Origin of the sequence: Neisseria sp. HMSC058F07, assembly GCF_001810035.1 — a bacterium.
In the GTDB taxonomy this organism is placed as follows: Bacteria; Pseudomonadota; Gammaproteobacteria; order Burkholderiales; family Neisseriaceae; genus Neisseria; species Neisseria perflava.
This window is the reverse complement of the sequence record NZ_KV799706.1, coordinates 547,957-571,896: the sequence shown is the minus strand read 5'-3', so window position 1 is coordinate 571,896 and position 23,940 is coordinate 547,957. Positions and strand designations below refer to the sequence as shown.

Here is a 23,940-nt window from a genome sequence, read left to right as displayed (position 1 = left end):
GCCGTCTGAAAAACATTCAGACGGCCTTTTAATTAAACTTTTTATTTTTCCGATTTCAACACGCGTTGACGGCGGGTTTCGCTCAATACCATGCCTGCACTGACGGAAACGTTCATGCTTTCAACTGTGCCAAACATCGGAATCGATACCAGCATATCGCAATGTTCGCGCGTCAGACGGCGCATGCCTTCGCCTTCGTTGCCCATTACCCAGGCCACACTGTCAGGCAAGTCGCAGTGGTAAAGGTCGGAGTCGCCGCCCATGTCCGTACCGACAATCCAAATGCCGTATTCTTTCAATTCACGCAAAGTACGGGCAAGATTGGTTACGGTAATATACGGCACGGTTTCCGCCGCGCCACAGGCAACTTTGCTGACGGTCGCATTCAGGCCGGCACTTTTGTCTTTGGGCGCAATCACGGCATGCACGCCCATCGCATCGGCAGTACGCAGACACGCGCCGAGGTTGTGCGGATCGGTAATGCCGTCCAATACCAGCAAAAACGGCGGTTCGCTCAGGTTTTCCAACACATCTTCCAAGTGAACATGGTTTTTGGAAGCATCGATAAACCCGACCACGCCCTGATGACGCGCCCCTTTGCTGATGGCATTCAGGCGGTCGGCATCGGCAAAATGCACGCGTACGTTTTCAGAGGCCGCTTTATCCAATACATCGCGGGTGCGCGCATCGGATTTGCCCTCTTGGATATAGAGTTCGGTAATCGATTTCGGGTTTTGCCACAAACGGGCATTGACGGCGTGAAAGCCATAGATGAGTCGTTGGTTTGCCATGTTTTTGCTTTATCAAAAAATTCAGACGGCCATTATAACAAGTAAGGCCGTCTGAAAATTTTTTATTTCATCAAATAACCGAGTATGCCCGAAGTACCAACGCCGATTAATACCGTCACCAACATCGAAAAACGGCTGGCGGCCAATACCGTCAAGGCAATGGCAATCAGCTCATGCGGTTTGTCCGATACAAAATAAGGCGCAATCACGGAAATCAACACGCAGCCCGGCGCGGCCTCCATCACCACTTGCGCACGACGGCTTAACGTACGGTTGCGCAATGCAAAAAAGCCGATTAATCGGGTTGAATAGGTAACGGCCAACATGCTTAAAAACAGCAGAAACGATTGCAGCGACAACAAATCCTTCATTTTTGCTCTCCCCAAAAATACGCCGCCAACAAACCCGACAACGCTCCAGCCGGAACATACCATGCGCCATCCACGGTCAAATAAGTTGCGCACGCCACAATCAGGCTGACAAACCAAGGGCGTGAAGCCGCAAAGCTCTTCCACATACCGCGCAGCAACACCAAAAACACCGCAGGAAACGCCATGCCGAAGCCCCATGCCGCCACATCGCCGAACATCGGACCGACTGCCGCGCCAAACGCCGCAAAACCAATCCAAGTTACATACAAAATAAAGCACACGCCGGCATAAAACGGCATATTGAACGCAGGCAAACCTGCCGCCTTACGCTTTTGAATTTCAGCAAACGCCATTGCCCAGCTTTCATCACACATCACAAACAGCGCAGGCATCGCCTTTTTCAGCGGCATATCCCTCATATACGGCGCAATCGCCGCCCCCATCAGAATATGGCGCGAATTGATCATAAACGTTACCGTTGCAATCAGCAGAATCGGCAAAGGATTTGCCAACAAATTGACTGCGGCAAATTCCGAGCCTCCGGCAAAGTTCATGCCCGTCATCAGCAGCATTTCCAGCCAACTCATGCCCTTCTGCCCGCCCTGCATACCCAAAATCAGCGCCCAAGGCAACAAGCCGATCAGCATGGGGGAACATTCTTTAATGCCGCGCAGAAACTCAGACTGCGGGGAAATAGTATGACTCATTTTAATTGAAACGGTTTATCAAAAAGAAGCGACGTATTATAAAGCATGCCGTCTGAACAAGGGTATAATACGGAAAAATAGATTTATCACGGAAACCGATATGACCCACACCGTCCATCTGCAGTTTGAAGAAATTGACAATACCGTGTTGCAACGCCTGTGCGGCGCGCTCGACAGCAATCTCGAAGCCTTAGGCAAAGCCCTTGATATCCAAATCAGCCGCCGCTTTGAACATTTCACCTTCATGGGCGAACTGGCACACGCCGGCCGCCGTGCCTTGCTGTCGCTTGCCGAAGCCGCAGAAAAAGGCGACTTGGACGACAACGCCATCAGCCTCGCGGCCGTCGAAGCCAAAACAGCAGATGAAAAACACGAAGAAAAACACCTCGACCAACAATACTATTTCCGCACCAAACGCGGCAGCATTGGCGGCCGCACCCCGCGCCAAAACGGCTATATCCGTGCCTTGCTCAACCACGATGTCGTGTTCGGCTTAGGCCCGGCCGGTACGGGCAAAACCTATCTTGCCGTTGCTGCCGCCGTCGATGCCATGGAAAAACACCAAATCGAACGCATTGTTTTGGTGCGCCCAGCAGTCGAAGCAGGCGAAAAATTAGGCTTCCTGCCGGGCGATTTAGCGCAAAAAGTCGATCCCTACCTGCGACCGCTTTACGATGCGCTTTATGACTTGATGGGCTTCGACCGCGTAACCAAACTGATGGAAAAAGGTTTGATTGAAATTGCGCCGCTGGCCTATATGCGCGGCCGCACCTTAAATGGCGCGTATGTCATTTTGGACGAAGCACAAAACACCACGCCCGAACAAATGAAAATGTTCCTGACCCGTATCGGCTTCGGTGCCAAAGCAGTCATTACCGGCGACATCAGCCAAATCGACCTGCCGCGCAACATCAAATCCGGCTTGAAAGATGCACGCGAAAAACTGCGCGATGTAGAAGGCCTGTATTTCCACACCTTCACCAGCGAAGACGTTGTCCGCCATCCTTTGGTGCAAAAAATCGTCGAAGCCTATGAAGCCGCCGAAGAACAAGCTGAAAAGAAAAACGACGAATAATCTTTTCAAACACTGAAGGCCGTCTGAAAATTAAATTTCAGACGGCCTTACTACATCATTCTCCCCATAATACTGCTATAATCCGAAAATCAAGTAAAACAACGACTTCAAAAGGAAAAATATGACCCTCAAGCCACCCGTCCGAATCGCCGTTACCGGTGCGGCAGGCCAAATTGCCTATGCGACCCTGTTCCGTATCGCCGGCGGCATTATGCTCGGACGCGACCAACCCGTTATCCTGCAACTGCTCGACCTGCCACAGGCTCAGCAGGCATTGCGCGGCGTGATCATGGAAATGCAGGATTGCGCTTTCCCGCTCCTTGCCGACATCTTCGCCACAGACGACCCCGAAGTCGCCTTCAAAGATGCCGACATCGCCCTCTTGATCGGTGCGCGTCCGCGTACGCAAGGCATGGAACGCGCCGACTTACTGCACGCCAACGCCGAAATTTTCAAAGTACAAGGCGCGGCGTTGAACAAAGTTGCCCATCGCAACGTCAAAGTCCTCGTTGTCGGCAATCCGGCCAACACCAACGCCTACATCGCCATGAAGTCTGCACCCGACATCCCACCGGAAAATTTCACCGCCCTGATGCGACTCGACCACCACCGCGCCGTCAGCCAAATTGCCGAAAAAATCAACCGCCCGATTACTTCCATCGAGCAAATGTGCGTCTGGGGCAACCACAGCCCGACCATGTACGCCGACTACCGCTACGCTACCAGCAACGGCGAGTCCGTCCAAGACATGATTACTGAACCCGACTGGAACACCGAAGTCTTCATGCCGAAAATCGCCGGACGCGGTGCCGCCATTATTGCCGCGCGCGGCTCATCATCCGCAGCCTCCGCCGCCAATGCCGCCATCTACCACCTGCGCGACTGGCTGCTCGGCAGCAGTGGTAAATGGATAACCATGGGCGTTCCATCCGACGGCTCTTACGGCATTCCCGAAGGTTTGATTTTCGGCTTCCCCGTCATTTGTGACGAAGGCAGCTACCGCATCGTCCAAGGCTTGGACTTGTCGGATGAATTCAGCCAAAAACGTATCGCCGCTACGCTGGCCGAATTGGAAGAAGAGCGTTCAGCCATCCAGGATCTACTCTAAAACAAAGGCCGTCTGAAAACCAAATTTCAGACGGCCTTTACTGTACAGCCTTATTCCGCCATATCAATACACAAATATTTCAATTCCAAATATTCGTCCACACCATATTTACTGCCTTCACGTCCCAAACCGCTGCGTTTTACGCCGCCAAACGGTGCTACTTCATTACTGATTAAGCCCGTATTGATGCCGACCATGCCGTATTCCAAGGCTTCGCCGACGCGCCATTGACGGGCGGTGTCAGAGGTAAAAAGGTAAGCTGCCAAACCGTATTCCGTATTGTTCGCAGCCTCGATAACTTCGGCTTCGGTTTCAAAACGGAACACCGGACACAAAGGTCCGAAGGTTTCCTCGCGAGCTACCGCCATTTGCGCCGTAACGCCGCTTAAAACAGTCGGCTCAAAAAATGTTCCGCCCAACGCGCTGCGTTTGCCGCCAGTCAGGCAAACCGCGCCTTTGGAGAGCGCGTCGGCGATGTGCTGCTCGACTTTCTCCACCGCTTTTTCCTCAATCAATGGCCCTTGGTTGACGCCTTCATCCAAGCCGTTGCCCAATTTGAGCGCAGCCACTTTTTCACTTAATTTGCTGCAAAATTCGTCGTAAATGCCGGATTGAGCGTAAACGCGGTTGGTGCAGACGCAGGTCTGACCGCTGTTGCGGAACTTGCTGGCCAGAGCGCCTTCAACGGCTTTGTCCAAATTGGCATCGTCAAACACGATAAACGGCGCATTGCCGCCCAGTTCCAAACTGAGTTTTTTAATGTCTGCCGCGCTGTCGGCAAAAATCTTCGCGCCGACTTCGGTTGAGCCAGTAAAGCTGATTTTGCGCACAGTCGGATTCGTGGCAAATTCATGGCTGATTTCCGAAGCACTACCGCTGACAACAGGCAACAAATCCTGCGGCACGCCGGCTTCATAAGCCAAAACGACCAATGCATACGCACTCAAAGGCGTGAGCGATGCAGGTTTAACTATCATCGCACAGCCCACCGCCAAAGCAGGCGCAGCCTTGCGCGCAATCATCGCAGACGGGAAGTTCCACGGCGTAATCGCAGCGGTAACGCCGACAGGCTGTTTCAGTACAACCAGTTTTTGCGACGCTTTCACACTTGTCAGCACATCGCCGTCAATCCGCCGCGCCTCTTCCGCAAACCAGCGCACAAACGAAGCCGCATAATCAATTTCACCACGCGCCTCAGTCAGGCTTTTGCCCTGCTCCATCGTCATGATACGCGCGAGTTCTTCTTTGTTTTCTTTAATCAAAAAATACCAGCGCCACAACACATCGGCCCGCTCCAACGCAGTTTTTGCCGCCCATAATTTTTGTGCCGCCTCTGCCTTTTGAATCAAAAGCTTCAGGCCGTCTGAATCAGTCTTACGGACAAACGCCAAAGCCTCACCTGTTGCAGGGTTATCAACTTTAATGGCATCTGGAATCGGAGAAAAGGAAATATCGGGATGATTGAGCAAACGTGCAAAATCTTTCATGAGAAACGACCTTTCTAAAACCGAGGATATACGTTCATTATCATATTCATACCATGAAAGCGCAACTGAATCGCAAAATAAGACAACAGCAAAGGTCGTCTGAATATCTTATAGCCGGCCTTTGCTTTAACGACATCATATCTATCTTAATAACGAATGAAATACGATTATTAATACCCTACCTCAAAAGGATAAGACACATGTATTACAACTATTTGCTATAATACAAAACTCATCTCGACCCTCATCTAAAATTCCATTTTCAGACGGCCTTTGTCTGTTTATAAGGCCGTCTGAAATATTTTCCGTCCATCCTCTTCTGCCGAACCATGATTCCATCTGATTTCATTGACGAGCTTTTGTCCAAAGTCGATATTGTCGATATTATCGACGAACAGGTTCCGCTGAAGAAAGGCGGGGCGAACTATATGGCCTGCTGTCCGTTTCATAAGGAAAAGACGCCATCGTTTTCGGTCAGCCCGACCAAGCAGTTTTACCATTGCTTCAGTTGCGGGGCTCATGGTTCGGCGATTGGTTTTGTGATGGAACATCAGGGGCTGTCGTTTCCGGAGGCGGTGCAGTTTTTGGCTGATCGCGTCGGTATGACAGTGCCTAAAGTTCGCGGGCAGGAAGACAACCCCGAAATCCGTGCCGAACGTAAAAAAAAGCAACAAACTTTGGAAGAAACGACGGCGGCGGCGGCGGATTTTTATGCGCAACAGTTGAAATTCAATCCGGTGGCGAAGGCTTATTTGGATAAGCGCGGCTTGAGTGCGGAAGTCATCGCGCATTATGGTTTGGGCTATGCGCCTGACGGTTGGCAACCTTTGGCGCAAGTATTCCAACCCTATCCGAATACTGCGTTAGTGGATACGGGTATGGTCATTGATAACGAAGGCAAACATTATGACCGCTTTCGCCATCGGGTTATGTTCCCCATCCGCAATCCTCGCGGACAGGTCATCGGCTTTGGTGGCCGCGTATTGGATGACTCCAAACCCAAATACCTGAATTCTCCCGATACCCCTTTGTTCGATAAAGGGAAAAACCTTTACGGGCTATATGAAGGGCGTGCTGCCGTAAAAGAGGCAGGACGGATTTTGGTGGTCGAAGGCTACATGGACGTGGTCGCATTGGCGCAGTTCGGCGTCGGCTACGGCGTAGCGGCTTTGGGTACGGCAACCACGGCGGAACACGTCAAAATCCTGATGCGTCAGGCCGACAGTATTTATTTTTGTTTTGATGGCGACAGCGCGGGACGTAAAGCGGCTTGGCGCGCGCTGGAAAATGCGTTACCGCAATTAAAAGACGATAAATCGCTGCATTTTCTATTCCTACCCGAAGAACACGACCCAGACAGCTACATCCGTGCCTATGGCAAGGCTCAATTTGAAGATGCCTTGTTAAACCAAAGCAAGCCCCTATCGGAATACTTTTGGGAACATCTTTCAGACGGCCTCAACCTCAATACGCAAGAAGGCAAAGCAGAATTGGTCAAAACCAGTTCTCCGCTTTTAGCGCAAATTACCGCGCCGGCATTGGGCTATCTCCTGAAACAAAAACTTAGTGAGTTGGTGGGTATTGATCCTGACAACCTCGCCCAGTTACTCGGACAAGAAGCGCCCAAGCGGCACGTCAAACAAAAAAGTTACAAACTGCCGCCTATTTCTGTCAAACAGCCAACCATGCTGACACTGGTTCAAAGACAGATACGAAGCCTCTTGATAAATCCGGCTTGGGCTTCATATATAGACCTGCCCGATTATCTGGCGTTAAGCGGCGATTTTGCCTGCCTTGCCAATTTGGCCGAAACCATCAAGCATCACGACACGACTCCTGCAACTGCACAAGTGTTTGAATATATGCGCGGTTCGCCCTATGAGGAAACCGTCAATCAAATCTTTTTATCGACCCTTCACTCTGAAGAAATGGAAGGGGATAACGAAGAAGATTGCGAAAGTTTCCAAATCGGCATGAAAAAGTTGTTAAATGAATTAAAATACAGTCAAATCGAAACTTTAAAGCAAAAAAGTATTCAAACTGGTTTGACTGAAAATGAAAAAAGACTATTGCTGTCGCTTTTGACGGCAAAGCAAAACTAACCCCTCAGGCCGTCTGAACAATCTAAACACACGCTGCGAAACATGACACGCAGAACACTCCATCTGTAATATTTTCAGACAGCCTCAGAGTATTAAAGTGAAATCTGATTTCACAACAAAAAGCTCTGCTCCGCCTTCAGGTACGGCCACATCACCGTAAACCGTCGGCATCCTATCAACCTAGAGAGCAATCCATGTCTAAAAACCAAAACTACGAAGAATACCAAGACCAAGATGACAACCGTCCCTTGAGTATCGAAGAGCAGCGCGCGCGTCTGCGCCAACTCATTATCATGGGTAAAGAACGCGGCTACATCACTTATTCTGAAATTAACGACGCTCTGCCCGACGATATGTCCGATGCCGAACAAATCGACAACATCGTCAGCATGATTTCCGGCTTGGGCATCCAAGTAACCGAGCAAGCCCCCGATGCTGAAGACATCCTCTTGAGCGACAACGCCGCCGCCATGACCGACGACGATGCTGTTGAAGAAGCCGAAGCAGCACTCTCCAGCGCAGATTCAGAATTCGGCCGCACAACCGACCCTGTGCGTATGTATATGCGTGAAATGGGGCAAGTCGATCTGTTGACGCGTGAAGACGAAATCATCATCGCCAAAAAAATCGAAAATGCACTGAAAAACATGGTGCAGGCAATCTCCGCCTGCCCGGGTTCGATTGCCGAAATTCTGGCGTTGATCGAGCAAGTCCGCAACGACGAAATCCGTGTGGATGAGGTCGTTGAAGCCATCATCGACCCTAATGAAGTTTTGTTGAACGAATTGGGCTTAGGTCATTTGGAAAATGCCAAACCTGATGATGAAGAAGGTGAAACCGATAGCGATGATGAAGATGGCGACGAGGAAGATGAAGACGATTCAGGTAACGACTCTGAAGCCATATCCGCCGCCCATTTAGCCGAACTGAAACAAAAAGTTTTGGAACACTTCGCCTTTATCGAGAGCGAATACGGCAAAATGATCAAGCAGTTGGAAAAACACGGCAGTCAGCACGCCAACTACCTGAAACACCGCGATGCCATTGCCAACAAACTGTTAGAAGTCCGTTTTGCCACACGTCAAATCGAAAATTTGAGCAGCAACCTACGCAGTCGCGTTGAAAACATCCGCAAACTCGAACGCGAAATCCGCGATATCTGTATCGACCGCGTACGTATGGAACGCGACTACTTCATCGAAAACTTCCTGCCTGCTATTACCGATTTGGAATGGGTTGAAAAAGAAGTAGCCAAAGGCCGTGTATGGGCAAACGCATTGGATCGTTTCCGCCACGCCATCCTAGAAAAACAAGCCGAGCTGGCCAATATGGAAACCGAAACCCGCATTTCCATCGAAGAGTTGAAAGAAATCAACAAAAACATGGTACTGAGCGAGAAAGAAACCTCAGCAGCCAAACAGGAAATGATTCAGGCCAACTTGCGTTTGGTTATTTCCATTGCCAAAAAATACACCAACCGCGGCTTGCAGTTCCTTGATTTGATTCAAGAGGGCAATATCGGTCTGATGAAAGCGGTGGACAAATTCGAATACCGTCGCGGCTACAAGTTCTCGACTTACGCCACATGGTGGATCCGTCAAGCGATTACCCGTTCCATCGCCGACCAAGCGCGTACCATCCGCATTCCGGTTCACATGATTGAAACCATCAACAAAATGAACCGTATCTCGCGCCAATACCTGCAAGAAACCGGTGAAGAACCTGATTCCGCCAAACTGGCCGAGTTGATGGAAATGCCGGAGGACAAAATCCGCAAAATCATGAAAATCGCCAAAGAGCCGATTTCCATGGAAACACCGATTGGCGACGACGACGATTCGCACTTGGGCGACTTCATCGAGGATGCCAACAACGTTGCGCCGGCAGAAGCTGCGATGTACACCAGCCTGCACGAAGTAACCAAAGAAATCCTCGAAAGCCTGACCCCGCGCGAAGCCAAAGTGTTGCGTATGCGTTTCGGTATCGATATGAATACCGACCACACTTTGGAAGAAGTCGGCAAACAATTTGACGTAACCCGCGAACGTATCCGTCAAATCGAAGCCAAAGCCCTGCGCAAGCTGCGCCATCCTACCCGCAGCGACCGCCTCCGCAGCTTCCTCGACAGCGAAGAAAACAAATCGTAAAAGCAAACCGCAGGTTGAAAGACCTGCGGTTTTTATTAAAATACAAAAAGGCCGTCTGAAAACCAAATCTCAAAAGATTTAATGGTTTCAGACGGCCTTAAATTTTATTCAGCCTCAGTGGTTTTCTTTTTTGGACGGCGGCGGCGACGTTTGGGTTTGCCGTCAGTTGATCCACTTTGTTTCTGACGTTTGCGCTCATTGGCCGCAGTCATTTGCTGACGGGTTTCCTCATCGGCATGCTGGAAAGTTGTCCACCAAGAAGCCATCTCTTTATCAACCTCGCCAACTTCGCTACGCAAAATCAGGAAGTCATAAGCGGCACGGAAACGGGCTTGAGCCAACAGACGATACGGGCGCGCACCGCGCATATTGTCGAATTGCGGCTGAAATTGCCAGATTTCACGCATGGTTGCAGAGAATCTTTGCGGTACGCCCCAACCTTTCTCCACCGTATCGCGCATGGTGTTCATCGCATCCATCAGCGCAGGGACAGGTTTTTGACCATGGCTTTGATTGCGTTGCCAAATGGCGTTTAGTGTCGGCCACAATACCGCCGCCAATACAAAACCGACAGAGACGGACTTATCCGCACGAAGACGCTCGTCGGTATTTTTCAAAGCCAACATAATCATACGTTTGTCGGCTGCTTCGGCAGTTTTCAAGGCATCTAAAAGCGGATGGATGCCTTCGGGAATACCCAACTCGTTCAACCGTTTCAAACAGGCACGGGAATGGCCGGAAAACAGGATTTTCATGATTTCGTCAAAAAGACGGGCCACCGGTTCATTTTTCAGACGGCCTGCGTATTCGGCAATCGGCAAAGCCGTTTGCTCTTCCACTTCAAAGCCCAACTTACCCGACAAACGGACGGCGCGAAGAATACGGACGGGATCTTCCTGATAGCGTTCAGCAGGATTACCTATCATCACCAATTTCTTATCGGCAACATCAGCCACGCCTTGATGGAAATCCCAAATTTCCTCTTTAATCGGGTCGTAATACAGCGCATTGCAAGTAAAATCGCGGCGCATGGCATCTTCTTCAATGCTGCCGTAAGTATTGTCCTTCATAATGCGGCCTTGCGCATTTTGCTGAACCTTATCGCCACCGCGAAACGTCGTCACTTCAATAGTTTCAGGACCAATCATCACATGAACGATTTGAAAGCGGCGGCCGATAATGCGGCTGCGGCGGAATATTTTACGGATTTGCTCCGGCGTGGCATCGGTTGCAATATCAAAATCTTTGGGTTCAACCCCGAGCAACAAATCCCGAACGGCTCCCCCTACAACATAAGCCTGAAAACCGGCTTCATGCAGGCGTTTGGCAATTTTCTCAGCGGCAAAGCTCAACATATCCGCATGGATACCATGTTGCTCAAGCGGAATAATCTCCTTTTCGGGCAACGACTTGACGTGTTTTTTAGGCAACACTTTATGCAGCCATTTTTTTAACATAAGCAGCTCTTTTCACGATAAAAAAGGCCGTCTGAAACTTGTCCGGCTTAAGCCTTTGCACAATATCCTGCCGTAGATTAAAGACAAAACATTGAGCAAAGGCTTCAGACAGCCTAAAAAAGACGTGCCATTATACCTTATGGAAGTTCGATTAATTAGCGTATTGGCAAAAAATATCGGCTATAATGACGGTCTGACAACGATTCAGGCAAAACATCATGTACCACTACAAATCCGAAGCTACCCAATTCCTCGACAAACTCATGTCCGACCATCCCGAATTAGAAGCGCAACGCCTCGAAAACCGCCATTTACTGTGGGATGTAACCCTTAATCCGGCCGAACAGGCTGAATTTGAAGCGGCCAAAGTCAACAAAAAACCTTACACCTACTATCAAGACTAACCCGTATCGGTATGACGACCAACACCCACAATACCGATCCGGCGTTACAGCAGTACCTCAACAGCATCGGTCAGCACGAACATCCCGTTTTGACCGCATTGCGTGAGCGTACCCAATCACATCGTCTGGGAAAGATGGCCATCGCCCAAGAGCAGGCAGCCATGTTGGTGTGGTTGGCCAAATTATTGAATGCTAAAAAATATTTGGAAGTTGGTGTCTTTACCGGTTACAGCAGCACCGCCATGGCGCTTTCCCTCCCCGAAGACGGCAAAATCACGGCTTGCGACATTAATGTAACCTTTACCGATATTGCCCGAGAAACATGGCAGGCAGCAGGTATAGCGCATAAAATCTCGCTTCATCTGCAACCAGCTTTGCTGACTTTGGACGATTTGATTGCGCAAGGCGAATCGGAAAGCTACGACTTGGCACTTATCGATGCCGACAAACCGCCTACGCCAAAATATTTCGAACGCTGTTTGCAACTGGTACGGAGTGGCGGCGTGATTGCCATCGATAATATCTTGTTGGGTGGGCGCGTCATGAATGAAGCTGCCGAAAATGATCCGCCAAGCTTGGATATCCTGCGCCATTTCAACCAAAATCTGCCGCGCGATACACGCATTATTCCCATTACCCTGCCTGTCGGCGACGGTTTGACACTGCTACTAAAAAAATAAAACGACACAATCCGATGAAAACATTATCACATTCCCTGTTTCTTTTGCCGCTTACTCTATTGGCCACATCGTGCGCCGTTTCCCATCCTCTTCAACCAGCCGATAATCCTAACTTCGTCCTGCCGGATATTCCGCGTGAGCCTTTGCCTGAAAAAAGTATTCCCTATCCGCGTTTGGACGCACAAACCCAGATTGACCACTTAGGTATACAAATTGCCCGACTGGAACGCACGGTTGAAGAATTAAATCAACGCTTGCACACATTGGAACAACAACGGACTATCAAACGTCCGACTACTTCTGCTTCCAATCCCAAAGCCCAGCGATTGGACGACCGCAAGCTGAAAATGAACTATTTGGCAAATGGCGGCGGCGTGCCGTCTGAAACAGACTCAGCCGCACAAAACGAATTACGCCTTTATAATCAGGCGCAAAAATACTATCAGCGTAACAACTATTCCGCCGCAGTGGCCATTTTGAAAGAGGCTGACGGCGGCAATGGCAGCGAAATTGCCCGCCGCAATATGTACCTGCTCCTGCAAAGCCAACAACGTCTGGGCAACTGCGAATCCGTTATCGAAATCGGCAACCGCTACGCCAACCGATTCCGCAACAGCCCGCAAGCTCCCGATGCCATGTACAGCATCGGCCAATGCCAATACAAACTGCAACAAAAAGACATCGCCCGCAGCACATGGCGCAAACTGATACAAAGCTTCCCCAACAGCGAAGCGGCAAAACGCGCTTCCATCAGTCTCAAACAAAGATAAACGTTCAGACGGCCTTGTCATCCCCAAGGCCGTCTGAATATTTTTTTACCCTTAATCCATTCAAGCAAAAGGAACTCTTCATGATCCAAGTCGGCATTATTATGGGCAGCAACAGCGATTGGCCGGTGATGCAGCAGGCAGCACAATTTCTCAAAGAATTCGGCGTTGAATACGAAGCGCGTGTCGTCTCTGCACACCGTACGCCTGATTTGATGTTTGAATACGCCGAAACCGCACGCGAACGCGGCATCAAAGCCATCATTGCCGGCGCAGGCGGCGCAGCGCATTTGCCAGGCATGGTTGCAGCCAAAACCACGGTGCCCGTCTTGGGTGTTCCCGTGCCCAGCAAATATCTGCGCGGCGAAGACTCCCTGCTTTCGATTGTACAAATGCCCAAAGGCGTTCCTGTTGCCACATTTGCCATTGGCGAAGCCGGTGCGGCCAATGCAGCGCTGTTTGCTATTTCACTTTTGGCCAATGAAAATCCTGAATTGGCTGAAAAATTGGCGGCTTTCCGTGCCAAACAAGAGCAAACCGTTCTAGCCATGGAATTGCCTGAAGCATAACTGACAAAGGCCGTCTGAAAGTTGTAAAGGGAAACTTTGATTTCGTTTTACGATTGTTTAGACGGCCTTAGTGTTTTATCAAATTGAATTAATGCCATGAAAACCCTAGCATTCATCCTACTCTCCACCCTGCTTTGCGCCTGCCAAAGCCCAAGTACTCCTACTCAATCAACTGCCATCCCATCTCAGCAACAAGCCCAAGATACAAATGGAAACCTGATTATCTTCTATGATGCCCAAACCGGTTCTGCGCCATTGCTAAAAGCAGTGAAAACCTCGGGTGCAAGTTTGATTTATGAATACAAAAACCTGAACGGCATTGCTATTCGTCCGTCTTCCAAGACCAAGATTGAAGATGCCATTGCCTATTTCAAAAAAATAAATGGCGTATTGTCGGTCGAACAAGACCGACTGCTTAAACTTCAATAAATAAACTATTTTCTAACCAAATAAAAAAGGCCGTCTGAAACGTATCACTACGATTTCAGACGGCCTTAACCTTTTCAATAAATTAAATCATGCCTCTGCCTTGCGCTTTTGGCTTGGCTTGGCCGAATTCCAATTTACTCAGCGCAGATAAATAGGCTTTGGCAGTTGCCACCAATACGTCGGTATCCGCACCTTGGCCGTTGACCACACGGTCGCCACGTTGCAGGCGGACGGAAGTTTCGCCTTGGCTTTCTGTACCTTGAGTTACCGCATTGACAGAGTAAATCTGCAAGGTTGCGCCACTTTGTGCTACGCTTTCAATGGCTTTGAAGATGGCATCAACAGGGCCTGAGCCGCTAGCGGAAGCGTGTTTTTCTTCACCGCGAATACTGAACACAATATCGGCGCGCGGCTCTTCACCAGTTTCAGTGCTGATTTTTTGGGAAATGAATTTGTAGCTTTCGGTATTCATATTGCCCATTTCGTCAGACACCAAAGCGTGCAGGTCTTCATCAAAGATTTCGCGTTTCTTATCCGCCAGCTCTTTGAAGCGTGCAAATGCCGCATTCAACGCCTCTTCACTTTCCAACTCAATACCCAAATCTGCCAGCTTGGTTTTGAAAGCATTACGGCCGGAGAGTTTACCCAAAGTCAGGCGGTTGGTTGACCAGCCAACTGATTCGGCAGTCATGATTTCATAGGTTTCAGGGTGTTTCAACACGCCGTCTTGGTGGATGCCTGATTCGTGTGCAAAGGCGTTTGCGCCGACTACTGCTTTATTTGGCTGAATCGGATAGCCGGTAATAGTAGATACCAGTTTGGATACTGGCACGATTTGCGTGGTATCAATGCCGGTTTCCAAGCCGAAAAGGTCGTGGCGCACTTTCAACGCCATCACGATTTCTTCAAGGCTGGCATTACCCGCACGTTCACCCAAACCGTTGATGGTACATTCCACCTGGCGCACGCCTGCCTGAACAGCGGCCAGCGAGTTGGCAACCGCCATACCCAAGTCGTTGTGGCAGTGGGTCGACCAGACTACTTTGTCGCCGTTGGGCACGCTTTTGATGATGTTACTGATACGCTCGTACCATACGGAAGGGATGGAGTAGCCGACAGTATCGGGAATATTGATGGTGGTTGCGCCTGCCTCGATAACCGCCGTAAAGATTTTGGCGAGAAAGTCCAAATCCGAACGCACGGCGTCTTCGGCAGAAAATTCCACATCGTCAGTATATTCTTTGGCAATTTTCACCGCTTTGACCGCCGCATCGATGACCTGCTGCGGCTTCATTTTCAGTTTGTGCTCCATGTGGATGGGGCTGGTGGCGATAAAAGTGTGAATACGTTTTTTCGGAGCAGGGGAAACAGCTTCGCCTGCTTTGCGCACATCGTTTTCAACGGCACGCGCCAATGAGCAAACTGTAGATTTAGTAATGATTTTGGCAATCGCATTAACCGATTCAAAATCGCCCGGGCTGGCGGCGGCAAAACCCGCCTCAATCACATCCACGCCCATTTTCTCCAACTGGCGGGCAATGCGGATTTTCTCCTCTTTGGTCATGGACGCACCGGGCGACTGCTCGCCATCGCGCATGGTAGTGTCAAAAATAATTACACGATTGGTCTGTGTCATTTCTGTTCTCTCCAGAGATTCGTTTTTTTGTAAAAAAGCATTCAAATCAAGCGGTCTGCCTTGCGCTTCCGCCAAAGCGGTCAGTTTTTGCAACTGAGCCAAAGGCAGGGAACCGCGTGTACGCCATTTGTAGATAGCCGCAGTGGTCGCAGCATTTTCCGGGTCGTGCTGTTTCAGGGCTTCGGCCAGCGCGTTTACACCGCCAAAATAGGCAACCAAACGGTCAATGTCTAATTGCATGATGTTCCTTGTCCAAATCTGATTAAGATTATTGAGTTCTGGTTTTGCATTATACTCATTTTAGACAAAACGACAATCTATTTTTATCAAAATATTAGTATAAATTTTAAAACTTGAAAAATTTTTATACATTTTGTCTAATTTGGACTATTAAAAGCTCCTCTCAAACCGAACACATCCTAAATATAGTAAACTAATCCCCTATTTCCCCGATTTGAAACACATTATGCCCCATACCATCCCTACCAACCGCTCCGACATCGAATGGCGCAACGAAAGTACACAAAAGCCACCCAAGCAGGCGGTTTACATACAAGGAGCAGGCGCAACAGAAATCTTAAAAAATGCCCACGCGCAAACTGCAACTGTTTGGACTGGCGATTTTCACAATGCCAAGCAAGTCTTATCTGCAATGAAAAAACGTATCCGCAGGCCGTCTGAAAAAAAGAAAGGCGCACCTGCCGATATTCAGACGGCCTTTCATGCCCACCGTATGAAACAGGCGCAACAAAGCCGTTTGCTCAATATGCTTGCCGTTGAAATTCAACCGAATTTTCAACTGGGCAATGCACGCGCACCCGACATCTACGCCGCTCTGTGCGATGTTTACGACACACCAAACGACAAGCCGTTTCTTTTACCGCTGAATCAATTACTGGGCTTTATTGGTGCGCACGAGTGGCACAAAAAAGGCATAGACATTCCGCAGTTAGACGGAAAAATCCATGTTCCTTTCGGCGTATTCTCTCCACTGCGTGGCGAATATTTGGATTTAATCGCCCAAGCGCCACTCGCTCCCAATATTCAGACGGCCTTTGACATCGGCACCGGCTCAGGCGTTATTGCCGCAATTTTGGCCAAACGAGGCATACCCGACATCATTGCCACAGACACCAACCCCAAAGCAATTGCCTGCGCCATAGCAAACCTCGAACGCCTAGGCTTGGATAAAGCCGTCAACATCCAATCGATTGATTTATTTCCCGAAACTTGCGCCGACCTTATCGTCTGCAATCCGCCTTGGCTGCCGGCAAAACCGACCTCGGCTATTGAGACTGCCCTTTACGACCCCAATCATGCCATGCTGACTGCGTTCCTCAACGGCGTACGCCAGCACTTAAATCCAAACGGCGAAGCTTGGCTGATTATTTCCGACTTGGCAGAACACTTGCATTTGCGCGATAAAGACTTTCTAAACCAATGCTTTCAGACGGCCTCGCTCAATATAGTCGATATTTTGAAAACCAAACCGCAACACAAAAAAGCAATAGATGAATCCGATCCTTTGGCGTTTGCCAGAAACAAGGAAACTACTTATCTATACCGTTTGAAAGCGATATAAAATCAAGGCCGTCTGAACATTTAGACAGCCTTTAAGCATTTCTATAAAAGAAAACGGCATATCCGTAAAGATATGCCGTTGATGGGAGCAGGGACTGCTATATTTGGCAGTGGTTTGTGTTTTAGTCCTCTTGCGCCGCTGTTTGCAGGTAGTTTGGCAAACCAACTTTGCCAATCAATTCCTGCTGAGTTTCAAGCCAGTCGATGTGTTCTTCGTTGATGTCTTTTTGTTTTTCCAACAAATCACGGCTGACGTAGTCTTGTTGCTCTTCTGCAAGAGCGATGGCTGCAACCAGAGCATCATGTTTTTCATACTCTTTTTTCAGATCGCAGGCAATGATTTCTTCGGTAGATTCACCGATCAACAGTTTACCCAATTCTTGCAGATTAGGCAGGCCTTCCAAGAACAAAATACGCTCGATTAAATCGTCTGCGGATTTCATTTCGCGGATGGATTGTTTGAAGAAGTGTTCGCCCAATTCTTCAAAGCCCCAGTTTTTCAAAATGCGGGCATGCAGGAAGTATTGGTTAATGGTAATCAGCAACAAGCCTAAGTTTTTGTTCAATTCGCGGATAACTAAGCGATCGCCTTTCATATTCAGCTCCTTGTATGTTATACGCTAGATTACAGTTGGCTTTGGTAGTAGTTGCCTTCGCCGACCAATTCGATCAGACGCAGTTGTTGTTCCAACCAGTGAGCGTGATCTTCTTCAGTGTCTTTCAGTTGGGCAATCATCAAATCGCGGGTAACGTAGTCTTGAGCTTCTTCGCACAACTTGATGCCTTTTTTCAGCGCATCGCGTACTTCGTATTCAGTGTTCAAGTCTGCTTTCAGGCAAGAGATTACGTCAGTACCAATGTTCAGTTCGGCACGGGTCATTTTAGGCGTACCGCCCAACATCAGGATACGACGGATGAAGTCTTCGGCGTGAGTGGTCTCTTCTTCCATCTCGTGGTTCAAACGTTCAAACAGTTTGGTGTAACCCCATTCAGAGTACAGGCGAGAGTGGATAAAATATTGGTCGCGAGCAGCCAACTCACCAGACAATAATTCGTTCATGTAATCAATAACTGCTTGGTTGCCTTGCATAATTCTTTCTCTTTCTTTTAAAAGTTGATAATCACGAATGAAGATTCGTGTGTTGTTATGGAATGAGGTAATTGTATGCACAAGTAGCACTTTTGACAAATTTTCTATTTAAAATACAAACAATTATCAAAAAATTTAACCTGCCTAAAAGGCCGTCTGAAAAATTAATCCCCTGTTTTTAATAACAATTTTTTGACATTAATATTAAGAATCCATTGCATTATTCAAAAACATTTACATTCGTTAACCATAAATAAAAGCAAATAATCCAACAAAATCAATCAAATTTAATTATGAATTATTCTCAACTGCTTTTGCCTCATTTTTTTTGAATCTTCTACTCGGTCAATACTTAGGAATCGTGCTATAATTACCAGTTATCTTTTTTTTAAGCACCTAGCTGAAACACATAAATCATCATGAAACAAATCCGCAATATTGCCATCATCGCCCACGTAGACCATGGCAAAACCACATTAGTTGACCAATTGCTGCGCCAGTCCGGTACATTCCGTTCCAACCAGCAAGTCGAAGAACGCGTCATGGACAGCAACGATCTTGAAAAAGAACGCGGCATTACCATTCTCGCTAAAAATACCGCCATCGAATACGAAGGCTACCACATTAACATCGTAGATACCCCGGGACACGCTGATTTTGGTGGCGAGGTGGAACGTGTATTGGGCATGGTTGACTGCGTCGTACTGTTGGTTGACGCACAAGAAGGCCCTATGCCGCAAACCCGTTTCGTGACCAAAAAAGCCTTGGCTTTGGGTCTTAAACCTATCGTTGTTATCAACAAAATCGACAAACCATCTGCCCGTCCAAGCTGGGTTATCGACCAAACATTCGAATTGTTCGACAACTTGGGCGCAACCGACGAACAATTGGACTTCCCTATCGTCTATGCTTCCGGCCTGTCCGGCTTTGCCAAACTGGATGAAAACGACGAGAGCAGCGACATGCGCCCTCTGTTCGAGACCATTTTGAAACACACGCCTGCACCAAGCGGCAGCGCGGACAAAACGCTGCAACTGCAAATTTCCCAACTGGACTACGACAACTACACCGGCCGCCTCGGCATCGGCCGCATCCTGAACGGCCGCATCAAACCCGGCCAAGTCGTTGCCGTCATGAATCATGAAGAACAAGTCGCCCAAGGCCGCATCAACCAGCTGTTGGGCTTCCAAGGCTTGGAACGCGTACCTTTGGAAGAAGCTGAGGCCGGTGACATCGTGATTATTTCTGGCATTGAAGACATCGGTATCGGCGTAACCATTACCGACAAAGACAATCCCAAAGGCTTGCCTATGTTGAGCGTGGACGAGCCGACCCTGACCATGGACTTTATGGTCAACACTTCTCCTCTTGCCGGTACTGAAGGCAAATTCGTGACTTCCCGCCAAATCCGCGACCGCCTGCAAAAAGAATTGCTGACCAACGTTGCCCTGCGTGTTGAAGATACTGCCGACGCTGATGTATTCCGCGTTTCCGGCCGCGGCGAATTGCACCTGACCATTTTGTTGGAAAACATGCGCCGCGAAGGCTTTGAATTGGCAGTCGGCAAACCGCGCGTGGTATTCCGTGAAATCAACGGTCAAAAATGCGAGCCTTACGAAAACCTGACCGTGGACGTACCGGATGACAACCAAGGCGCGGTCATGGAAGAACTCGGCCGCCGCCGTGGTGAATTGACCAATATGGAAAGCGACGGTAACGGTCGTACACGTTTGGAATACCATATTCCTGCACGCGGCCTGATCGGTTTCCAAGGTGAATTTATGACCTTGACTCGCGGTACCGGCTTGATGAGCCACGTTTTTGACGACTACGCACCGGTTAAACCTGATATGCCCGGCCGTCACAACGGCGTACTGGTTTCTCAAGAGCAAGGTGAAGCCGTTGCTTATGCCCTGTGGAACTTGGAAGACCGCGGCCGTATGTTCGTTTCTCCAAACGACAAAGTCTACGAAGGTATGATTATCGGTATTCACAGCCGCGACAATGACTTGGTGGTAAACCCTCTGAAAGGTAAAAAACTGACCAACGTCCGCGCCAGCGGTACAGATGAAGCCGTGCGCCTGACTACGCCGATCAAATTGACTTTGGAAGGCGCAGTTGAGTTCATCGACGATGACGAACTGGTTGAAATCACGCCACAATCCATCCGCCTGCGTAAACGCTACCTGAGCGAATTGGAACGTCGCCGTCATTTCAAAAAACTGGACTAATCCCGTCTGATTGACGCATTTTAAAATTGAGGCCGTCTGAAAAGTGTTTTGGAAATCTTAGATTTCATTTTTACACTTTCAGACGGCCTTTTATCATCTGTTCAAATAAAGTAAATCGGCATTTCTTCCGCTTGTACTGCTGCTTCATCAGCGCGATCACTTTTACGATATTGCCCCGGCGATATCCCATATTGCTTTTTAAATGCCTTGCCAAAATGCGTTTCCGATTGAAAACCAACCGAGAGCGCAACCGATAAAACCGAATCCGCCGTCTGTTTCAATAATAATGCTCCCTGTTGCAAGCGGATACTGTTTACAAAGGCGTGCGGGCTTGTGCCCGTCTGCTGCTTGAATACCCGCATCAACTGGGCGCGAGATAAGTTGGCCATCGCGGTCATTTTCTCGATATTCCATTCCTCTTCCGGCTTATCCACTACTGCCTGAAGCAAATTCCGCAGGCGTTTGTCCTGCCAACCATTCAGCAAACCGCTTAATTGCGCTTCCCCATTTTTTTCCAAGCTGGCTCGAAGTAGAAATACCAGCAACACCGAAGCCAATGCATTCACAACCGCTACCGAACCGGACAAGGCTTGACCGCTCTCATATTGCAACAATGCCACCAAATACTGCAAAGAAGGATGGTTGATATTCAGCAAAACCGTGTCAGGCAGCCCCGCCATAATATCCGCCTGCGCTTCATATTCAAACCGTGCACAGAAAAGATGCAAAGCCGCATCGCCTCCTGCATGACTTTGCTTGACTTTAAATGCGCCTTTTTCACTCGTCAGCACATTAACACCAAGATTTTCACAACTGCTATCGCTGCTCAAAGTATGCCCTACACTACGCGGGAAAAAAATGACATCCCCCGCACTCAGCAGCCTTGCCTCTTGCTCCCCATCAATTCGGATATAACCCGAACCGGCAGTGACGATATGCACCAAACCATTCGCACGCTTGGGCTCATGCCGCACATACCACTCCCCCCGAAAAAGACATTGAACATCCACGCTGCCTTTTACCTGCGCCAATTCGACCAGCCTATCCAAAATATCCATAGTGTTTTTTACCAATAAATGAGATGTTTTGACGATTTTATTCTTCCAATTATTGCAATAATACACACACTAAACACAAACGGATAGGATTTTTTATCTTATCCACTCACATTAAGAAAGGACATATCATGTTTAAAGACTGGCCTGAACATACCGCCTTGGTAAAAAAAGCATTCGGTGAACTGGGTAAAAACCATCCTAAAATGCTGCAAGCCTACGGCGCACTGGATCAAGCAGCCGCTGCCGAAGCACTGGATGCCAAAACACGCGAACTGATCGCCATCGCCGTTGCCATTACCACACGTTGCGAAAGCTGTATCAGCGTGCATGCTGCCGCTGCAGCTAAAGCAGGTGCAACCGAAAGCGAAATCGCCGGCGCATTGGCCACCGCTATCGCCCTGAACGCAGGTGCCGCTTATACCTACGCTTTGCGCGCTTTGGAAGCAGTAGAAACCCAACGCTAATCGGTTTGTAAAATCAGGCCGTCTGAAAGCCGACTCCCCTTTCAGACGGCCTGATGAAATGCTAGACTGATAAAGTTATCATATTGTTTTCTGTCTAATAGGAGATTGAACCATGAAGAAACTGCTGACCGCCGTACTTTTTGCCGCCGCTGTTGCCACTCCTTTGGCCGCTTCCGCAGCCTCTATGCCTAAGGTTGAAAAAAGCGCGGCACAGCCTGCAAAAGCAAAAGGTGTTTGGATTGATGTCCGCTCTGCCGAAGAATTTAAAGAAGGCCACTTACAAGGTGCACTCAATATTCCGCATGACCAAATCGTTGACCGCATCAAATCCGTCAGCCCGGATAAAAACGCACCGGTCAACCTCTACTGCCGCAGCGGCCGCCGTGCAGAAGTCGCGCTGACTGAGCTGAAAAAAGCCGGCTACACCAACGTAACCAACCATGGCGGTTATGAAGACTTGGTGAAAAAAGGTTTGAAATAAATCTAGCTGATTTTAAAAAGGCCGTCTGAAACTTTTCAGACGGCCTTTATTGCCATTACAGGCAGCAACTTCCAAACCTCAAACGTTTGCTGAGACCGGTTTCGTGAATTAATTGTTTGATAACCAAAATATTGGTGTTATCGGCCAACGCGCGAATGCTGTGCGCCTCCATCGGCTCAAGACGGATAACTTGCAAGCCTTCGGTCTGCAAAACTTCGTCCACCGTTTTGATTTCGGCTTTGCCGTTTAAAACCAAAAGCAAAATAATCGCATCCGCCTCATATGCCGGAATTTCATTATTCTTCTGCAGTGAAAGCTGAACAATCTCTTGATTGCCGTCTGAAGCAATCACGCCGCCCAATAAAGCTTTGGGGTCTAATTCATAATGTTTCATTATTATCCTTTCCGCCCAAACGTTGCCGATTCATGGACAATCGCTCAAGCAAACCAGTACAATACGGCCCATCTTACCGATAGACACAATATTGTCACATGAACATATTAATCTCAAACGACGATGGTTATCTTGCGCCCGGTTTGGCTGTTTTGGCAAGAGTATGTGCAGAATTTGCCAATGTCAGGGTGGTTGCGCCCGAACGCGATCGCAGCGGCGTCAGCAATTCCCTGACTTTAGACCGTCCTTTACAACTGAAACAGGCGGAAAACGGGTTTTACTATGTGAATGGCACCCCTACCGACTGCATTCATGTCGGCCAACACGCCCTTGCCGATTTCAAACCCGACTTAGTTTTGTCCGGCATCAACAACGGCGCAAACATGGGCGACGATACGCTTTATTCCGGTACGGTTGCCGCTGCGACGGAAGCCTACCTGATGGGCATACCCGCCATTGCTTTCTCCCTCGCCGACTCCAGCGCCCGTTATTGGGAAACCGCGGAAAAAGCCGCTTGGATACTGCTTTCCTACTTTCTCAAACGCCCTATTTCCGAACCCATCTTATGGAACATCAATATCCCTGCCGTCGCACCTGAGGATATCCAAGGCATAAAAATTACACGGCTCGGCCGCCGTCATCATGAACAAAGCATTGTTCCCATGTATAATCCACGTGGCGAACAAATTTATTGGATTGGGCCGGTCGGCGATGTTTCCGACAGCGAAGAAGGTACCGACTTTAGCGAATGCGCATCCGGCTTCATCACGATTACCCCCCTGCAAGTCGATTTGACTGCCTACGGACAAATGGAGCAAACCGCTTCCTTTTGGTCAGAAATCCCTGCGCCTTAACAGTCCCTAACAGCCGAACACTTGAGAAACAAGCATATTTTTATTATGATATGCCCC

The 23,940-nt window shown here is 48.9% G+C and carries 24 protein-coding genes; 14 read left to right on the top strand and 10 right to left on the bottom strand.

Annotated elements, in window-relative coordinates; translation table 11 throughout:
- Positions 1-41: 41 nt before the first annotated feature.
- The 3 genes from rlmB to HMPREF2696_RS10735 form a co-directional block, all read right to left on the bottom strand.
- Entirely contained in the window at positions 42-791 is a 750-nt protein-coding gene (gene rlmB / locus HMPREF2696_RS10745) for a 23S rRNA (guanosine(2251)-2'-O)-methyltransferase RlmB (protein ID WP_004520319.1), read from the bottom strand.
- 62 nt (positions 792-853) lie between these two features.
- Positions 854-1,162 (bottom strand): AzlD family protein, encoded by a 309-nt coding sequence (locus HMPREF2696_RS10740; RefSeq protein ID WP_003680717.1) that lies wholly within the window; start codon positions 1,160-1,162, stop codon positions 854-856.
- Complete coding sequence (locus HMPREF2696_RS10735; RefSeq protein ID WP_070588465.1) at positions 1,159-1,869, bottom strand: AzlC family ABC transporter permease; 711 nt, start codon at positions 1,867-1,869, stop codon at positions 1,159-1,161. The genes HMPREF2696_RS10740 and HMPREF2696_RS10735 overlap by 4 nt, the downstream gene beginning before the upstream one ends.
- Before the next feature lie 100 nt (positions 1,870-1,969).
- On the opposite strand from HMPREF2696_RS10735, the gene HMPREF2696_RS10730 reads away from it, so the two are divergent.
- Complete coding sequence (locus HMPREF2696_RS10730) at positions 1,970-2,944, top strand: PhoH family protein (RefSeq protein WP_070588463.1); 975 nt, start codon at positions 1,970-1,972, stop codon at positions 2,942-2,944.
- Positions 2,945-3,065: 121 nt separating this feature from the next.
- Complete coding sequence (locus HMPREF2696_RS10725) at positions 3,066-4,052, top strand: malate dehydrogenase (protein WP_070588462.1); 987 nt, start codon at positions 3,066-3,068, stop codon at positions 4,050-4,052.
- A gap of 50 nt (positions 4,053-4,102) precedes the next feature.
- On the opposite strand, the gene HMPREF2696_RS10720 is transcribed toward HMPREF2696_RS10725, so the two are convergent.
- The gene (locus HMPREF2696_RS10720; RefSeq protein WP_004520316.1) at positions 4,103-5,539 is read right to left on the bottom strand and encodes an NAD-dependent succinate-semialdehyde dehydrogenase; all 1,437 of its coding nucleotides are present in this window, start codon (positions 5,537-5,539) and stop codon (positions 4,103-4,105) included.
- 329 nt (positions 5,540-5,868) lie between these two features.
- Here HMPREF2696_RS10720 and dnaG point away from each other — a divergent pair, with 329 nt between their 5' ends.
- Both dnaG and rpoD read left to right on the top strand, forming a co-directional pair.
- A complete protein-coding gene (gene dnaG / locus HMPREF2696_RS10715; RefSeq protein ID WP_049335257.1) occupies positions 5,869-7,641 on the top strand; it encodes a DNA primase in 1,773 nt (590 codons plus the stop codon).
- 194 nt (positions 7,642-7,835) lie between these two features.
- On the top strand, positions 7,836-9,788 hold the full coding sequence (gene rpoD / locus HMPREF2696_RS10710) for an RNA polymerase sigma factor RpoD (protein WP_004520313.1): 1,953 nt from the start codon (positions 7,836-7,838) through the stop codon (positions 9,786-9,788).
- A gap of 104 nt (positions 9,789-9,892) precedes the next feature.
- Here the strand turns inward: rpoD and HMPREF2696_RS10705 are convergent, their stop codons facing one another.
- Entirely contained in the window at positions 9,893-11,245 is a 1,353-nt protein-coding gene (locus HMPREF2696_RS10705) for a polynucleotide adenylyltransferase PcnB (RefSeq protein ID WP_004520312.1), read from the bottom strand.
- Between the two features lie 218 nt (positions 11,246-11,463).
- On the opposite strand from HMPREF2696_RS10705, the gene HMPREF2696_RS10700 reads away from it, so the two are divergent.
- The 5 genes from HMPREF2696_RS10700 (at position 11,464) to HMPREF2696_RS10680 (ending at position 14,094) form a co-directional block, all read left to right on the top strand.
- Positions 11,464-11,649, top strand: a complete 186-nt coding sequence (locus tag HMPREF2696_RS10700) for a DUF3460 family protein (RefSeq protein ID WP_004520311.1) — start codon at positions 11,464-11,466, stop codon at positions 11,647-11,649.
- Between the two features lie 11 nt (positions 11,650-11,660).
- Positions 11,661-12,329: a class I SAM-dependent methyltransferase gene (locus HMPREF2696_RS10695; protein ID WP_004520310.1), complete on the top strand. Its 669-nt coding sequence runs from the start codon at positions 11,661-11,663 to the stop codon at positions 12,327-12,329.
- A gap of 14 nt (positions 12,330-12,343) precedes the next feature.
- The gene (locus tag HMPREF2696_RS10690) at positions 12,344-13,099 is read left to right on the top strand and encodes a tetratricopeptide repeat protein (protein WP_004520309.1); all 756 of its coding nucleotides are present in this window, start codon (positions 12,344-12,346) and stop codon (positions 13,097-13,099) included.
- An 80-nt stretch (positions 13,100-13,179) separates the two neighbouring features.
- Positions 13,180-13,665: a 5-(carboxyamino)imidazole ribonucleotide mutase gene (purE, locus tag HMPREF2696_RS10685; RefSeq protein WP_003686478.1), complete on the top strand. Its 486-nt coding sequence runs from the start codon at positions 13,180-13,182 to the stop codon at positions 13,663-13,665.
- A gap of 96 nt (positions 13,666-13,761) precedes the next feature.
- On the top strand, positions 13,762-14,094 hold the full coding sequence (locus HMPREF2696_RS10680; RefSeq protein ID WP_004520308.1) for a hypothetical protein: 333 nt from the start codon (positions 13,762-13,764) through the stop codon (positions 14,092-14,094).
- An 82-nt stretch (positions 14,095-14,176) separates the two neighbouring features.
- Here the strand turns inward: HMPREF2696_RS10680 and HMPREF2696_RS10675 are convergent, their stop codons facing one another.
- Complete coding sequence (locus HMPREF2696_RS10675; RefSeq protein WP_049330811.1) at positions 14,177-15,970, bottom strand: 2-isopropylmalate synthase; 1,794 nt, start codon at positions 15,968-15,970, stop codon at positions 14,177-14,179.
- Between the two features lie 226 nt (positions 15,971-16,196).
- On the opposite strand from HMPREF2696_RS10675, the gene HMPREF2696_RS10670 reads away from it, so the two are divergent.
- The gene (locus HMPREF2696_RS10670; protein ID WP_004520305.1) at positions 16,197-17,312 is read left to right on the top strand and encodes a methyltransferase; all 1,116 of its coding nucleotides are present in this window, start codon (positions 16,197-16,199) and stop codon (positions 17,310-17,312) included.
- A gap of 121 nt (positions 17,313-17,433) precedes the next feature.
- Here the strand turns inward: HMPREF2696_RS10670 and bfr (HMPREF2696_RS10665) are convergent, their stop codons facing one another.
- Complete coding sequence (gene bfr / locus HMPREF2696_RS10665) at positions 17,434-17,907, bottom strand: bacterioferritin (protein WP_003680736.1); 474 nt, start codon at positions 17,905-17,907, stop codon at positions 17,434-17,436.
- Between the two features lie 29 nt (positions 17,908-17,936).
- Positions 17,937-18,401, bottom strand: coding sequence for a bacterioferritin (gene bfr, locus HMPREF2696_RS10660; RefSeq protein ID WP_004520304.1), 465 nt, complete (start codon positions 18,399-18,401; stop codon positions 17,937-17,939).
- A 419-nt stretch (positions 18,402-18,820) separates the two neighbouring features.
- On the opposite strand from bfr (HMPREF2696_RS10660), the gene typA reads away from it, so the two are divergent.
- On the top strand, positions 18,821-20,632 hold the full coding sequence (gene typA / locus HMPREF2696_RS10655; RefSeq protein WP_004520303.1) for a translational GTPase TypA: 1,812 nt from the start codon (positions 18,821-18,823) through the stop codon (positions 20,630-20,632).
- A gap of 101 nt (positions 20,633-20,733) precedes the next feature.
- Here the strand turns inward: typA and HMPREF2696_RS10650 are convergent, their stop codons facing one another.
- Complete coding sequence (locus HMPREF2696_RS10650; RefSeq protein ID WP_070588461.1) at positions 20,734-21,690, bottom strand: cupin domain-containing protein; 957 nt, start codon at positions 21,688-21,690, stop codon at positions 20,734-20,736.
- Between the two features lie 128 nt (positions 21,691-21,818).
- Here HMPREF2696_RS10650 and HMPREF2696_RS10645 point away from each other — a divergent pair, with 128 nt between their 5' ends.
- Both HMPREF2696_RS10645 and HMPREF2696_RS10640 read left to right on the top strand, forming a co-directional pair.
- The gene (locus HMPREF2696_RS10645) at positions 21,819-22,154 is read left to right on the top strand and encodes a carboxymuconolactone decarboxylase family protein (protein ID WP_003686488.1); all 336 of its coding nucleotides are present in this window, start codon (positions 21,819-21,821) and stop codon (positions 22,152-22,154) included.
- Between the two features lie 112 nt (positions 22,155-22,266).
- Positions 22,267-22,635: a rhodanese-like domain-containing protein gene (locus tag HMPREF2696_RS10640; RefSeq protein WP_070504598.1), complete on the top strand. Its 369-nt coding sequence runs from the start codon at positions 22,267-22,269 to the stop codon at positions 22,633-22,635.
- A gap of 55 nt (positions 22,636-22,690) precedes the next feature.
- Here the strand turns inward: HMPREF2696_RS10640 and HMPREF2696_RS10635 are convergent, their stop codons facing one another.
- On the bottom strand, positions 22,691-23,029 hold the full coding sequence (locus HMPREF2696_RS10635; RefSeq protein WP_004520298.1) for a cupin domain-containing protein: 339 nt from the start codon (positions 23,027-23,029) through the stop codon (positions 22,691-22,693).
- Positions 23,030-23,127: 98 nt separating this feature from the next.
- Here HMPREF2696_RS10635 and surE point away from each other — a divergent pair, with 98 nt between their 5' ends.
- Entirely contained in the window at positions 23,128-23,883 is a 756-nt protein-coding gene (gene surE, locus HMPREF2696_RS10630) for a 5'/3'-nucleotidase SurE (RefSeq protein WP_004520297.1), read from the top strand.
- Positions 23,884-23,940: the final 57 nt, after the last annotated feature.